13 protein-coding genes and 1 pseudogene are annotated in these 13,423 nt (G+C 69.0%); 7 read left to right on the forward strand and 7 right to left on the reverse strand.

Translation table 11 applies throughout. The features are described 5' to 3' along the window. Positions 1–765: an NUDIX hydrolase gene (locus tag VJ655_RS05960; RefSeq protein WP_324110148.1), complete on the reverse strand. Its 765-nt coding sequence runs from the start codon at positions 763–765 to the stop codon at positions 1–3. 61 nt (positions 766–826) lie between these two features. Next, complete coding sequence (spbR, locus tag VJ655_RS05965; RefSeq protein WP_324110149.1) at positions 827–1,960, reverse strand: pole-localized protein SpbR; 1,134 nt, start codon at positions 1,958–1,960, stop codon at positions 827–829. Between the two features lie 229 nt (positions 1,961–2,189). Here spbR and VJ655_RS05970 point away from each other — a divergent pair, with 229 nt between their 5' ends. The 3 genes from VJ655_RS05970 (at position 2,190) to VJ655_RS05980 (ending at position 5,911) form a co-directional block, all read left to right on the forward strand. Continuing rightward, a complete protein-coding gene (locus tag VJ655_RS05970) occupies positions 2,190–3,977 on the forward strand; it encodes a hybrid sensor histidine kinase/response regulator (RefSeq protein WP_324110150.1) in 1,788 nt (595 codons plus the stop codon). A 231-nt stretch (positions 3,978–4,208) separates the two neighbouring features. Then, positions 4,209–4,628, forward strand: a complete 420-nt coding sequence (gene rnk / locus VJ655_RS05975; RefSeq protein ID WP_324110151.1) for a nucleoside diphosphate kinase regulator — start codon at positions 4,209–4,211, stop codon at positions 4,626–4,628. Positions 4,629–4,720: 92 nt separating this feature from the next. Next, complete coding sequence (locus VJ655_RS05980; RefSeq protein WP_324110152.1) at positions 4,721–5,911, forward strand: CaiB/BaiF CoA-transferase family protein; 1,191 nt, start codon at positions 4,721–4,723, stop codon at positions 5,909–5,911. Here the strand turns inward: VJ655_RS05980 and VJ655_RS05985 are convergent. Next, positions 5,898–6,767 (reverse strand): transglycosylase SLT domain-containing protein, encoded by an 870-nt coding sequence (locus VJ655_RS05985; protein ID WP_324110153.1) that lies wholly within the window; start codon positions 6,765–6,767, stop codon positions 5,898–5,900. The two genes, VJ655_RS05980 and VJ655_RS05985, sit on opposite strands and share 14 nt — an antisense overlap. Positions 6,768–6,961: 194 nt before the next feature. On the opposite strand from VJ655_RS05985, the gene VJ655_RS05990 reads away from it, so the two are divergent. Beyond that, on the forward strand, positions 6,962–7,669 hold the full coding sequence (locus tag VJ655_RS05990; RefSeq protein ID WP_324110154.1) for an energy transducer TonB: 708 nt from the start codon (positions 6,962–6,964) through the stop codon (positions 7,667–7,669). A 67-nt stretch (positions 7,670–7,736) separates the two neighbouring features. Here VJ655_RS05990 and VJ655_RS05995 read toward each other — a convergent pair whose 3' ends face one another. Beyond that, positions 7,737–8,900, reverse strand: a complete 1,164-nt coding sequence (locus tag VJ655_RS05995; RefSeq protein ID WP_324110155.1) for an acyl-CoA dehydrogenase family protein — start codon at positions 8,898–8,900, stop codon at positions 7,737–7,739. A gap of 5 nt (positions 8,901–8,905) precedes the next feature. Next, on the reverse strand, positions 8,906–9,940 hold the full coding sequence (locus VJ655_RS06000) for an FAD-dependent oxidoreductase (RefSeq protein WP_324110156.1): 1,035 nt from the start codon (positions 9,938–9,940) through the stop codon (positions 8,906–8,908). A gap of 166 nt (positions 9,941–10,106) precedes the next feature. Here VJ655_RS06000 and VJ655_RS06005 point away from each other — a divergent pair, with 166 nt between their 5' ends. The 3 genes from VJ655_RS06005 (at position 10,107) to VJ655_RS06015 (ending at position 12,570) form a co-directional block, all read left to right on the forward strand. After that, complete coding sequence (locus VJ655_RS06005; protein WP_324110157.1) at positions 10,107–10,514, forward strand: helix-turn-helix transcriptional regulator; 408 nt, start codon at positions 10,107–10,109, stop codon at positions 10,512–10,514. Between the two features lie 100 nt (positions 10,515–10,614). Further along, the gene (locus VJ655_RS06010; protein WP_324110158.1) at positions 10,615–11,646 is read left to right on the forward strand and encodes a DNA topoisomerase IB; all 1,032 of its coding nucleotides are present in this window, start codon (positions 10,615–10,617) and stop codon (positions 11,644–11,646) included. A gap of 54 nt (positions 11,647–11,700) precedes the next feature. After that, positions 11,701–12,570, forward strand: coding sequence for a Ku protein (locus VJ655_RS06015; RefSeq protein ID WP_324110159.1), 870 nt, complete (start codon positions 11,701–11,703; stop codon positions 12,568–12,570). On the opposite strand, the gene VJ655_RS06020 is transcribed toward VJ655_RS06015, so the two are convergent. Both VJ655_RS06020 and VJ655_RS06025 read right to left on the reverse strand, forming a co-directional pair. Beyond that, positions 12,567–12,992, reverse strand: a complete 426-nt coding sequence (locus tag VJ655_RS06020) for a nuclear transport factor 2 family protein (protein ID WP_324110160.1) — start codon at positions 12,990–12,992, stop codon at positions 12,567–12,569. The two genes, VJ655_RS06015 and VJ655_RS06020, sit on opposite strands and share 4 nt — an antisense overlap. 92 nt (positions 12,993–13,084) lie before the next feature. Beyond that, positions 13,085–13,423, reverse strand: a pseudogene (locus tag VJ655_RS06025) (ATP-dependent DNA ligase); the annotation flags it as partial.

Here is a 13,423-nt window from a genome sequence, read left to right on the forward strand (position 1 = left end):
CTAGAGCGCCGCGAGCGGCTCCGTCACCGCGCCATAGCCCGCGTGCGGCTGGATGCGGAGGACCTCGCCGTCCACCCACGGCTCGACCGTTACCAGCTCACGAGCGGCCGCACGGCTCACGGCGTCACGCGGATCGGCGCTCTGCGCCAGCAGCTGCAGATTCATGCGCGTGGGAAAGATCACCTTGCGCTCACCGGCCGCCGCCATTTCCAGCGCCGCCCGGGGTGAGATCCATTCAGCGTCCACCGCCTCGTGTCCATCGCAGATCGCCTGCTGGGCCAAGGGCGCGTGGGCGACATAGAACCAGGTGTCGAAGCGCTTGGGCATCAGCTTGGGCGTGATCCAGCGCGCGAAGACGGTGAGGGCCGACAGGTCCAGGCGCAGGCCCAGATCCGCCACGACATCGAGAAAGGCGACCTGGTCGTCGGCCACGGCGGCGCGGATGTCCTTGGCCGCCTCCCCGGCGTAGAACGCGCCGTCGCGATCGCGCGCCAGCAACACGCCGGCCTCCTCATAGGCCTCGCGCAAGGCCGCGATCCGCAGGGCCGTGTCGTCGGGTCCGACCGTCTCGAAGCCCAGGACATGATCGCGCCAGCGCGGGTCGCTGTCGCCCTGGTGACTCTTGCCGCCGGGAAAGACCAGGGCGCCGGCCGCGAAGTCGATCTGGTGGTGACGCTTGACCATCAACACCTCGAAGTCGGGCGCGTCTCGAAGAAGCAGTATGGTCGCGGCGGGGCGAAGCTCACCCGAGGAAGAGTCGGACATGGCTGCAAGTCTGGCGCCGACCCGCGCGGGCGACCAGTCCTTTTTCGAACAACCGTTCGAACTAGAGCGAAAGGGCGCGCCGTCGGTTCGCGGCGCGATCCATGCGCTCGAGCAGATAGTCGCTGTCCTCACGCGAGGTCGCGTGCGACGAAGTCAGGAATCGTTGGATCATGCGCTCCTGGAAGCGCTCGCGATCCAAGGCGCCGCCGTCCGCCTCAAGCCCGTGGAAGGCGTCCACGCCCGCCCGGAACGCCGAATACAGCCGGGGCGGAAGGCCGGCGCGTTCGCAGATCGACGTCAAGCCCAGTGGTCCCGCGTCATGGATCATCAGCCAGGCGCGGTGATGCGGCACGCCGGCCAGCTCGGCCACGCCCCACTCGAAGAAAGCCATGTGGCCGTGCGCCAGGGCTCGCAGCAACAGAGAAGGCGACAGGCGGCCCGCCCCGTGCAAGTGCGCGGCGAACGCCTTGGGATCGCTGGCGCGTCCGGCCTGGTCGACCAGGTCGATCGTCGCCCGCTCCTTGGCGTCGACGATCAGCTCCATGGTCCGCTCGACCGATATCGCGTGATTGGCCAGGATGTGGTCGCGCAGCTGATCGCCGACCATGTCGACGAGCCGTTCGGTGACCGACAGCGGCAAGGCCGCGCGATAGGCGACGGCGCGCAGCACCTGTTCCGACCGGGCGAACCGGTCCAGGGCCTTCTGCAAGCCGACTTCCGAAAAGCGCGCGTTGTCGTTGGAGCAGGCCGTGGCGACGACCTCCTCGCCCCCCTGCTCCACTAGCAGCGAGGTGATGCGGCTGGACAGCTTCGGCCGCTTGGCGACCGCCAACTGGCGCAGCGGGCCGCCGACGCGAACGATCTCGGCCAGATCGGAATCCGAAAAGACCGGCGAGAAGCTGATGATCGGAAGGCTGACCGTCTCGACGTCACGGGCCAGGCGCATGGCCACGTCGTGCGGCAGGACCATGGAGTTCTTGAGAGTCACGGCCATGGCGCGGCGCACCAACTCGGCCGCGTCCGTCGCCATGACCCGCAGGATGTCGTGGGCGACCTGCCGGTCCTCTTCGCCGAGCATGGCCCGGTCGATGCTGCGGCACAGCTTGTGCGCCGCCAGCGCCCGCTCATCCAGCGTCGCGCCCTTAACGAGCATCCGGATATCGGCTTCGGTCAGTGCTGCGCGCGTCGTCGCCATGGATCGCCCGTCCGGACCGGGAGCGCGGTCGACGCGCTCCAGCATGTGTATCGAACCCCGTCCTCTCCGATGATTCCGTCCGACAAGACAGGGTCCGCTCGAGACGACGATCTTCGGCCGTTAGGCTTAACGATTGTTTGCGCAAGGAAGCTGTGGATTAACGATACGCCGTAACCCAGCACACACCACGCGCCCCTAGGGTTCGCCCTCAACCACGAGGAGCGCGACCTTGCTCGCCGAGCGCCGCCAGGACGAAACCCCAATCGGGAGCGCGCAGCTGGCCAAGGCCTTGGACGCCCAGGCCGCGCTGCTGCCTTATGCGCTTGGCGTTTTCGCGGTCAGTCTGCCGCTGTTCGTATGGGTTGGCTCGTTCGCCGCCAACAGTCTCTGGATGACCGCCAGCTTCGCGATCTTCGCGATCAACTGGGGCGCCTTCTACGCCGCCGTTAACTGGCTACGCGACGATGCGTCGCAAGACCTGGCCCGGCGAGCGCGCATTCACCTGCTCTGCGGGGTTCTTTGGGCCCTGGCGGTGGTGCAGATCGCGGCGTTCGCGCACGGCGCGGGCGCGGCGCGCGAATCCCTGCTGCTGCTGGCCACCGGCGGGGCGGTGCTTTGCGCCTTCTTCTCGGCGCCTTACCTGCCCAGCCTGCTGATCGTCGCGCCGCTCGCCGCGGCGGGTCCGCTGATCGCCCAGTTCTGGGGCGAGGGTCCGCACCCGGGCGGCGACCTGACCTGGGGGGCCACGGCGCTCGCCCTGGCCCTGGCCCTGATCCACAACCGGATGCTGCGCCGCCAGCATGACCTCGCCGTCGCTCACGAGCAGCTGGTCCAGGAGCGCCTGCGCGTACTGGAAAGCGCCGAACGCACCGCCCAGTCCAAGTCCGACATCGTCGCCACTCTCAGCCACGAGATCCGCAACGGCCTGACCGGCGTCACCCACGTGCTGGCCGCCGCCGCCGGCCGGGGCGGCCGCGCCGCCCCTTCGCGAGAGCAGCTGAACGCGGCCTTGGACGCCGCCCAGGATCTGATCGGCGTCCTGAACGCCACGCTGGACTCCGAAACCGCAGAGTCCGGTCGCCTGAGCGTGGAGGCCCAGCCGTTCGACCCGGTTCGACTGGTGCAGGACCTCGTGTTGCTGGATAAGCCGCACGCGGCGGCCAAGGGGCTTGAGCTGTCGGTCCATATCGATCCGCTGCTGCGCGGCCGCGATCGGGGGGCGACCGTCGCCGACGGCCTGCGCACCCGCCAGATCATCGCCAACCTGTTGGGCAACGCGGTCAAGTACACCGTTCGCGGACGCATCGAGGTGCGCGTCGAGCTGCGCGGCGATCACGTCGCCGTGGAGGTCGCCGACACGGGGCCCGGCCTCTCGCCCGACGAGATGACCCAGGCCTTCGAACCATTCCGCCGCATCGAGCGCACCGGCGCCGGGATCAACGGCGCGGGCCTTGGCCTTTCACTGTCGCGCCAGCTGGCGCGCCTCATGGGCGGCGCGCTGGATGCGCGCAGCGCCGTGGGCGTGGGCAGCTGCTTCACCCTGACCCTTCCCTTCGATCCATTGGCGGAGTGGGAGCCGGAGGTCGAGCTGGACGCCGTCGTGGCCGAGCCGCCGGGGGCTCCGCGCAGCCTGCGCGTGCTGATCGCCGAGGACGACGCCCTGAACGCGGCCATGCTGCGCGCCATCCTCGAACAGCTGGGCCATCAGGTCGTCCACGCCCAGAACGGCCGCCGCGCGGTGGACCTGGCCAACATCGCCGAGTTCGATCTTCTGATGCTGGATGGCCGCATGCCGATGCTGGACGGCCCCGACGCCGTCGCCCTGCTTCGTCAGGCCGAGGGTCCCAATCGCCACGCCGCGATCGTCGCCGTCGTGGATGGCGAGGAGGCCTCCGAATTCCTCGAAGCGGGCGCCGACATCGTCCTGCGCAAGCCGGTCAGCGTCGCCGCCGTGGCGCGCGCCCTGGCCGACGCGGCCGCCCTGGATCGCAACACCCCTCGATCCCAGGCCGCCTGAGACGCGGCTCGGCCGATTTGACAAGCCGGGCCGAGGGTGGACAATGGCGCATGTTCTCTCGTCCGACCTTTCGGCGTTTTCGCCATCACGGCGGTAGCCTGCTCGCAGGCTCCTAGCCCCGAACCGTCCGCGCGTCCGCGGCGGCCGTTCGGGGCGAACATCACACATCACGCCATTTGACGGTTCGCCGAGCGCGCCGTCGCGCCTTCACATCATCGCCAGGAGCCTTCCATGCTCTCGCAAACAGACGCCGTCGCGCGTCCCAGCATCATCATGGCCGAAACCGAGGTCGAACGCCTGTCCACCCTGGCCCTGCAGATGGAGCAGGTCGCTCCGGTGGCGACCGACATGCTGCTGCAGGAGATCGACCGCGCCGAGATCCGCCCCGACGCCGAGATGCCCACCCATGTCGTCCGAATGCGCTCGACGGTGCGGTTCGAGGACGACGCCAACGGCGTGGCCCGCTCGGTATTGCTGGTCTATCCCAAGGAAGCCGACATCGCGGCGGGCAAGATCTCGGTGCTCTCCCTGGTCGGGGCGGGCCTGATCGGCCTTTCCGTCGGCCAGGAGATCGAGTGGCCCGACCGGGACGGCCACCAGAGACTGTTGCGCATCATCAAGGTCGAGCCGCCTGGCCGCCTGGTGTTCTAGCCGGGCGCCGAGGCTTGCCGTTGGGTAAGCCTTTCCAAGACCCTCCCCCTTCCGCACACTCTCCCCCAACGAGAAAAGCGAGGGAGGATGCGATGCTGGAGGGACTCCGGGTCGTCGAGCTGGCGACCTATATCGCCGCTCCGGGCGCGGCCGGGATCATGGCCGACTGGGGCGCTGAGGTGATCAAGGTGGAGTCCCCCGAGGGCGACCCGATGCGGCGCTTCTTCGACACCATCGGCTCGGACCAGGACGCCAACCCGGTCTTCGAGCTCGACAATCGCGGCAAGCGGGCGGTGGTGCTGGACATCCGGAGCGACCTGGGTCGCGAGGCGCTGAAGGCGCTGGCCGCCACCGCCGACATCTTCCTGACCAATGTCCGCCCCGCCGCCCTGGCGCGCGCCGGGCTGGACCATGAGACGCTGAGAGCGCTCAACCCGCGCCTGATCTACTGCAGCTTGACGGGCTATGGGCTCACGGGTCCGGACGCCGACAAGCCGGGCATGGACGTGGCGGCGTTCTGGTCCCGCGCCGGGGTCGGATCGATCACCGCGCCCAAGGGCGCCGAGCCCTTCCCGATCCGCACCGGCATGGGCGACCACGTCACCTCGCTGGCCACGGTGTCGGCGATCCTGGCGGCGGTCTACGAGCGGGAGCGGACCGGCGCCGGCCGGCTGGTGGAGACCTCCCTGCTGCGCACCGGCGTCTATGCGATCGGATCGGACATGGCGATCCAGCTGCGTTTCGGAAAGCTGGCCTCGACCCGGGGGCGACGCGAGTCCGTGCAGCCCCTGGCGAACTTCTACAAGACGTCGGACGGACGCTGGATCTGCCTGCTGCCCCGCCAGGGCTCGGTCGACTGGCCGCGCATCGCCGCGGCGGCCGGCCGGCCGGAGCTGGTGGACGATCCCCGCTTCTCCTCGGCCAAGGCGCGACGCGAGAACGGCCAGGCGCTGGTCGACATTCTCGACGAGGCGTTCGGCGCCATGGCCTATGCGGATGCGGCCACGGCCCTGGACGCTGGCGACATCACCTGGGCGCCGTACCAGACGCCGCGCGAATTGACGGCGGACGCCCAGGCCGAGGCGGCCGGCTGCTTCGTGGATACGCCCGACGGCGCGGGAGGAACCTTCAAGGCCCCGGCCGCCCCGGCTCGCTTTCCAGGCGCCGGCGAGGGTCCGCGCGGCCCCGCGCCGAAGCTTGGGGCCGACACCGCGGCCGTGTTCAGGGAACTGGGTTGGTCGGAAGAGAAACTGGCCGAACTGGTCAGCGTCAGCGCTGCTTGACCTTGTCGTTGGCGTCGGCGAGCACGCGCAGCATCTCGGCCGAGAACATCGAACTGGCCAGGCGCTGGCCCGCGCCAGCCGTCCCGACGCTGGAGCCGCCGAACGGGTCGCCCACGTCCTGCGAGCCGCGCAGGATCAGGTCGACCATCGCCTCTTGCTGGCGAATGCGCTCCGCCCGTCGGCCGCTGGCATATTGCATGAAGCCCTGGTCGGTGTCGGCCTGGCGGGACGGCCCCGGATCGGCGACCTGACCCGAGCCGCCAGTCTTGGTCAGGTTGGCGTAGACCTCGCCCACCGTCGCCGCGCGGCCGTCGCGATAGAAGATCGAGCGATTGGCCTGGGCCGCGTCCGGGAACATGGCCGCGGCGTTGGCGCCGGGCGAGGCGGTGGCCGCCTCGATCAGGCGCGCCGAGCCTTGCGGACCCAGGAAATGAGCGGCGTAGAGCTCGCCGGCCGTGGGCGAACGGCCTACCCGCCCGCGCAGGTACGAGGCGTGGTCCGACGTCAGCTCTCCGGCCATCAGCGACGCGGCGTGGGGGTCCATCTTCAGCCCCAACACCGCCTTGCGGGCCTCGTCGCCATCGACGCGATAGCGACCGTCCGAACCTTGCGAGATCAGGTCGGCGTAGCGGGCGTAGCCATATTTGGAGCCGTGCTTCTTCAGCGTGGACAGCCAGGTCTGGTCGACGAACTGGAAGAGGCCCGAGGCCGACGACGTGCGCGCCTTGGCCGCCGGATTGAAGCCGCTCTCACGCTTTGCCGCGCCCATCAGGAACGTGAAGTCGACCCCCGTCGCGCTGGAGGCGCGCTGGATCGCCGACTCGACGACGCTGCGGATGGAACTGACGGCGGGCATGGATCCCAGGAGTCGGCGATCATGGTTAATTCGGTATTAACCACGTCCGGCGCGGGGCCGCCCGGGGACGAGATGTCGCACTCGATCTTACAAGCGTAAGAGAAATCGACGATCGGATTACGATTGTCAATTTACACAACGAACGGACCGTGCTGACGTGAATCCACGGATGTAATTTCGCTTAGGAGTTCGACATGGCCCTGGCCCTCAACCCCAATGGCTCCGGCATCCCAGGCCTGGACGAGGCGCCGCGCCGGCCCTCGAAGATGTTGCTGATCGGGCTGGGTGTTTCGGCCGCCGCGCACATCGCGCTGATCGGCTATCTCGCCTACCAGAAGTACGTTGCGCCGCTGCCCCAGGCCGAGCCGGATCACGCCATCCAGATCGAGCCGCTCTACACGCCCAAGCCACCGCCCCCTCCGCCGACCTCCGAGCCGCCGAAGAATCAGATGCGGCTGCACACGCCGCTTCCAACGCCGCTTCCCACGCCAGAGCCCTTGCCGCTGAAGCCGGTCGAGGTCGACTATCCGCCCAGTCCCGGCCCGGTCGCCTTGCCGACCGTTCCGACCGCGCCCGTCACGCCGCCATCCCCGCCGGCGCCGAAGGTGATCACCCGCGCCAACTGGCTGCGGATTCCCTCCAGCGAGGAGGTGGCGCGATATTATCCCGAAAGCGCCCAGCGACGCGGCGTCTCGGGCCAGGCGACGCTGAACTGCACCGTCGCGCTCAACGGCGCCGTCCGCGATTGCGTCGTGGCCTCGGAGACTCCCGCCGACGAGGGGTTCGGCCCGGCGGCGCTGAAGATCTCGCGCTTCTTCAAGATGAAGCCGCAGATGGAGAATGGCGAAGCCGTCGACGGCGCCAGCGTCCGCATTCCGATCCGCTTCAACGCGGGCGCTTGAGCGCCCTCCTCCGGCGTTGAACGGCGGCCGGGTCGCGCCTTCCGCGATCCGGCCGTTCGTCCGACGATCAATAGCTCTTGGGCAGGCCCAGCACGCGCTCGGCGATGAAGTTCAGGATCATCTCGCGACTGATCGGCGCGATGCGGGCGATCATCGCCTCGCGGAAGTAGCGCTCGACGTCGTACTCCTTGGCGTAGCCCATGCCGCCGTGCGCCAGCACCGAGGCCTCGCAGGCATGGAAGCCGGCCTCGGCGCCCAGGTACTTGGCGGCGTTGGCCTCGGCCCCACACTCCTTGCCCGCGTCGTAGAGGGCGGCGGCCTTGAAGGCCAGGAGGTTGGCCGCCTCCAGTTCGGCCCAGGACTTGGCCAGCGGATGGGCCACGCCCTGGTTCTGACCGATCGGACGGCCGAACACCACGCGTTCCTTGGCGTAGGTCGCGGCCTTGGCCAGGGCCGCGCGGCCCAGGCCGATCGCCTCGGCCGCGAACAGCACGCGCTCGGGATTGAGGCCGTGCAGCAGGTACTGGAAGCCCTTGCCCTCTTCGCCGACCAGGTCCTGCGCCGGGACGAACAGGTCCTCGATGAAGAGCATGTTACATTCGACGGCCTTGCGGCCCATCTTCGGGATCGGCTTGGCCTCGATCTTCTCGCGGTCGGTGTAGAACAGGCTCAGCCCTTGGGTCGGCTTGGCGCACTGATCCTTGGGCGTGGTGCGGGCGATGATCAGGATCTTGTTGGCCCGCTGGGCGCCGGTGGTCCAGATCTTGCGGCCATTCAGGCGATAGCCGCCGTCGACCTTGTCGGCCCGGGTCTCCAGGCTCGAGGTGTCGAGGCCTGAATTGGGCTCGGTGACGGCGAAGCACATCTTGTCCTCGCCCGAGATGATCCGCGGCAGCAGGCGCTCGCGCTGCTCGTCCGTGCCGAACTTCACCAGCGGCATGGGGCCGAAGATGTTGAGGTGGATCGCGCTGGCGCCCGAGAAGCCCGCGCCCGACTGGGCCACGGTTTGCATCATCACCGCCGCCTCGGTCAGGCCCAGGCCCGCGCCGCCGACGCTCTCCGGCATGGCCACGCCCAGCCAGCCCCCCTCCGCGATGGCGGCGACGAACGCCTCGGGGAAGTGTCCGGTCTCGTCGGTGCGGCGCCAGTATTCGTCATCGAAGGCCGCGCACACCTTGGCGACGCCTTCGCGGATGGCTTCCTGCTCTTCGGTCAACCAGAATCCGGACATCCGGCCTACTCCCCTGCGCGCTGTGTCTCTTTCCAAGCCTTCTCGAAGCGACGCGCATCCAGGGCGGCGGCTTCGGGGCCTGGGTTATCATTCGTCAGATACGCTGCGACCATGTCGGCCACAAGCGGCGCGAACAGCCAGCCGTTGCGCCGCGCGCCCACCGCCAGCAGGACGCCCGGCGTCCGGCTCCAGCCCACCAGCGGCAAGCCGTCGGGCGTGGTGGCGCGCACCCCTACCTCGACCGAGGCCGCTTCAAGGTCCAGCGCCGGACGCAGCGCCCTCGCGGCCGCCCGCAGGGCCTGGGTCGCCGAGGCGTCCGGCGAGACGTCGTCCCGGCCGGCTTCCATGGTCGCGCCCACGGCCAACGCCTCGCCCGGCGCCAGATAGACGCCTTCGCCCCGGATCACCGCCGGCTCCGGGTCCAGCGGCGGCGCGCGCAGGATCTGCCCCTTGATCGGCGCCAGCACGGCCGTCTCCGGCGCGAGGCGTCCGCCGCGCACGCCGGGTCCCGTCGCCAGCACCAGGATGTCGAAGGCCGCCACGCTTCCGTCCGCCAGCGCCAGCTTGCCGGCCTGGAAGTGAGTCACTTCGCCGGATCTGAACACCGCACCCGCCTGCTCCGCGGCGGCGCGCATGGCGGCCAAGGCGGGACGAGCCTCGATCCGCCAGTCGTCCATGATGGTTTCACCCGGCGACAGGCCCAGCTCGACCAGGCGCGCGCCGACCTGGGCGCGCCAGGCTTGCGAGCCCTCGATCCGCACGCCGGCGCGGGACAGTGGAATTCCCAGGGCCTCGGCATAGGCGGGCCAGAGGTCCCGGGCGCGCCGCATCAAGGCCAGGTGATCGCGCGAGACCGGATCGAACAGCGCCTCGCTGACCGGGGCCAGCATGCCGGCGGCGACGCCCGAAGCATTCGCGCCGGCGGGCGCGGGATCAAACACGGTGACGGCCAGGCCGGCTCGCGCCAGCCGCAGCGCCGTCGCCGAACCCAACGCCCCAGCTCCCGCCACGGCGATACGCGCGCCCGTTTGATGCTTCATCCGGCGCAGACACCTCCCTGGGACGCCTACGTCAAGCCCGCGCCGACCACATGACCTCCCAGGACCCGTTCCGTGTACGCCCGGACGTGACGACGCAGCCAAGCTCGGTCTATATCCGTTAACACTTGTGTGAAGTCGCGACGCGGCGTTGAGGGAATTGAGGCGGATGAACGATCGACCCGCAGCCGAACCGGCCCACCCCGTGGACCTTTATGTCGGCGCCCGACTGAGAATCCGCCGGAAGATGATGGGCCTCAGCCAGACCCAGGTCGCCGACGCCCTCGGAATCACCTTCCAACAGATTCAGAAGTACGAGCGCGGCGCCAACCGCATCAGCGCCAGCAAGCTGTACGACGCCGCCCGCCTGCTGCAGGCGCCGGTGTCCTATTTCTTCGAGGGCCTCGACGAGACCGACAGCGGCCTGGACGACGGCTTCGCCCAGCGCATGACCGAGTTCGTCTCGACGCCCGAGGGCCTGGAGCTGGCCAGCCTGTTCCCGCGCCTGGCCGACCGCCGCCTGCGCCGCCGGGTCGTCGACCTGGTCCGCGCCATGGTCGACGACGAAGCCCCCTGAATCCCACCGCCAGCCGCAACTGACGCCAACCCGACACTCGGAACCCGGTGCTCGCGCGCCCCGTTGATCCGACGAGGAAATGCGGACGAGGGCTGGCGGCATGGCGCGCGACACGGTTGATCTGACGCCGGCGGCTACCGGCCTCTCCTACGTCAATGACGACGATCCCGGCATAGGCCGCGTCGCGGCTGGCGACGGCTTCGCGTATCGCGATCCCGATGGTCGTCGCGTGAACGATCCCGACACCCTTGACCGAATCCGCGCTCTCGCTATCCCGCCGGCCTGGACCGAGGTCTGGATCTGCCCCTCCCCGCGCGGTCACATCCAGGCGACCGGCCGCGACCAGAAGGGCCGCAAGCAGTACCGCTATCACGACGCCTGGCGGCGCGACCGCGACGGCCTGAAGTTCAGCCGCATGATCGCCTTCGGCCGCGCCCTGCCCCGGCTGAGGGCGCGCGTCGAGAAGGACATGGCCCGGCGCGGCCTGCCCCGTGACAAGGTCATCGCCGCAGTCGTCCGGCTGATGGAGCTGACCCTGATCCGGGTAGGCAACGAGGAGTACGCCCAGGCCAACAAGAGCTTTGGCCTGACCACCCTGCGCGACCGGCACGCCAGACTGTCCAGCATGGGCGGCGTGTTCGAGTTCAAGGGCAAGAGCGGCAAGGTTCACAAGACCGGCTTCCGCGACCGGCGACTGGCGCGCATCGTCAAGGCCTGCCAGGACGTTCCCGGCCAGCGCCTCTTTCAGTACCTCGATGATGACGGCCAGCGGCGGTCCGTCGAGAGCGCCGACGTCAACGCCTATATCCGCGCCGCGATCGGCGGCGACTTCTCGGCCAAGGACTTCCGCACCTGGGCGGGCACCCTGGCGGCGGCGCGGGCCCTGTGCCTGATCCCCAACGCGACCAGCGCCACCGAGGCCAAGCGTAACGTCAACACCTGCGTGAGGGCGGTCGCCGGGCTGCTGGGCAACACCGCCGCCGTTTGCCGGGGCTCCTACATCCATCCTCTGGTGCTGGAAGCCTACCAGCAGGGCGTTCTGCCGCTGAAGCCCGGCCGTTCGGAGCGAGCTTTCGAACTGGCGGTGATCCGCTTCCTGGAGGCCGCCCAGGCGTCGTGCGCAGCCGACTGAGGGAACACCTCCGGCCCAGGTTCCGTTGTGTCGGGGTCGATTGGAGAACCGCCCATGGCCGCCGGCCGTCCCACCTGGCAGGGCCACCTGCGCCTGTCGCTCGTGACCTGCCCCGTCGCGATGTACACCGCCACCGATACGCGCGGCGACGTGCACTTCAACATGCTGCACAAGAAGACCCACAACCGGATCCGGATGATCCCGACCGACCCGGATCTTGGCCCCATCGAACGCTCGGAGATCGTCAAGGGCTACGAGTACGAGAAGGGCGAATATATCGTCGTGACCCAGGACGAGATCGACAGCGTCCGCCTGGAAAGCACCCGGACCATCGACATCGAGCGCTTCGTCGCCGCCGACGAGATCGACCGGCTCTATTGGGACAATCCCTACTTCCTGGTTCCGGACGGCAAGCTGGCCGCCGAGGCCTACGGCGTCATCCGCGAGGCCATGACCAAGGAGGGCCAGGTGGCCCTGGGCCGCGTCGTCATGCACCAGCGCGAGCGCCTTCTGGCCATCGAGCCGCGCGAGAACGGCATGATCGCGTGGAGTCTGCGCAGCCGCCGCGAGGTCCGCGACGCGGCCGCCTATTTCGACTCGATCCCCGATGGGAAGCCGGACGCGGCGATGATCCAGATCGCGCAGAAGATCATCGAGCAGAAAGAGGGCCCCTTCGATCCCGAGCAGTTCAACGACCGCTACGAGGACGCCCTGCGCGCCCTGATCAAGGAAAAGCAGAAGGGCAAGGGCCGCAAGGTCACCGCGCCGGACGAGCCCGAGGACACCAATGTGGTCGACCTGATGGAGGCGCTGCGCAACAGCCTGGGCAAGGCGCCCGCAAAGGCGGCGACGAAGAAGGCTCCGGCGCGCGCTTCGGCCAGCAAGACGCCGCACAAGGCGCCGGCGCGAAAGAAGGCGGGTTAGGCTGGTTTGCCTAGCAGCTCCTTCAGCCGCGGTCCGGCCTTGGCGGCCATCGCCTCGCCCACCGCGGCGGCGGCGTTGGCGGGGCGGATCATGACCTCGAACTCCGTGATCTTGCCGGCGTCGTCAAAGGCGATGATGTCGACGCCCTTGAGCTTTTTGTCGCCGACGCGAGCGCTGAACTCCAGCACCACGGCCCGATGGCCCTCCGACCAGAACTCTCGGTGATAAGCAAAGTCCTCGAAGATCGTGTTGACCGTGCTGATGATGTGCACCAGCGGTTCGACGCCCGGATACGGCGTGAAGAAGGCCGGCGAGCGGAAGACCACGGTCTCGGCCGCTATGGGCCGCAGGCGGTCGAACTCGCGCTTTTCCAGCAGGTCGTGCCAGGTCTCGAGCGTTTTCAGCGCCTGCTCGCGGGCCATGCCCTTCTCCCGTCGTCATGGTTGGACCGGCGTTCGAATGCGCCGAAGCGGTACTGTAAAAGCCGCGCCGCCGCCGTCAACGCGGCGGCCGCCTACTTCCTTCCCAGCTTCTTGATCGCCGCCGCCAGGTCCCGTTCGCTCTCGGCGTAAGCATCCCAGGCGTCCAGGCTCTTCATCAGCCCCGGCACGGTTCGGATGTTGAACCGCGATGGATCCAGCCCCTTCCGGACCTGCGTCCAGGCCACCGGCCACGAGACCGGCGCGCCAGGCCGGCCGCGCGGCGACAGCGGAGCCACGGCCGTGCTCATGCGGTCGTTGCGCAGATAGTCGAGGAAAATCTTCCCGCCCCGATCCTTCTTGGCCATCGAGATCAGGTACTGGCCAGGACTGTCGGCGGCCATTCGCGCGCAGACCTCGCGGGCGAAGGCCTT

It is taken from the genome of Caulobacter sp., assembly GCF_035254145.1.
Classification (GTDB): Bacteria; Pseudomonadota; Alphaproteobacteria; order Caulobacterales; family Caulobacteraceae; genus Caulobacter.

Excerpts from the sequence above, each read along its gene's own strand:
- VJ655_RS05960 (WP_324110148.1), bottom strand. The coding sequence starts at position 765 with ATGTCCGACTCTTCCTCGGGTGAGCTTCGCCCCGCCGCGACCATACTG.
- spbR (WP_324110149.1), bottom strand. The coding sequence starts at position 1,960 with ATGGCGACGACGCGCGCAGCACTGACCGAAGCCGATATCCGGATGCTC.
- rnk (WP_324110151.1), top strand. The coding sequence starts at position 4,209 with ATGCTCTCGCAAACAGACGCCGTCGCGCGTCCCAGCATCATCATGGCC.
- VJ655_RS05980 (WP_324110152.1), top strand. The coding sequence starts at position 4,721 with ATGCTGGAGGGACTCCGGGTCGTCGAGCTGGCGACCTATATCGCCGCT.
- VJ655_RS05985 (WP_324110153.1), bottom strand. The coding sequence starts at position 6,767 with ATGCCCGCCGTCAGTTCCATCCGCAGCGTCGTCGAGTCGGCGATCCAG.
- VJ655_RS05990 (WP_324110154.1), top strand. The coding sequence starts at position 6,962 with ATGGCCCTGGCCCTCAACCCCAATGGCTCCGGCATCCCAGGCCTGGAC.
- VJ655_RS05995 (WP_324110155.1), bottom strand. The coding sequence starts at position 8,900 with ATGTCCGGATTCTGGTTGACCGAAGAGCAGGAAGCCATCCGCGAAGGC.
- VJ655_RS06000 (WP_324110156.1), bottom strand. The coding sequence starts at position 9,940 with ATGAAGCATCAAACGGGCGCGCGTATCGCCGTGGCGGGAGCTGGGGCG.
- VJ655_RS06005 (WP_324110157.1), top strand. The coding sequence starts at position 10,107 with ATGAACGATCGACCCGCAGCCGAACCGGCCCACCCCGTGGACCTTTAT.
- VJ655_RS06010 (WP_324110158.1), top strand. The coding sequence starts at position 10,615 with ATGGCGCGCGACACGGTTGATCTGACGCCGGCGGCTACCGGCCTCTCC.
- VJ655_RS06015 (WP_324110159.1), top strand. The coding sequence starts at position 11,701 with ATGGCCGCCGGCCGTCCCACCTGGCAGGGCCACCTGCGCCTGTCGCTC.
- VJ655_RS06020 (WP_324110160.1), bottom strand. The coding sequence starts at position 12,992 with ATGGCCCGCGAGCAGGCGCTGAAAACGCTCGAGACCTGGCACGACCTG.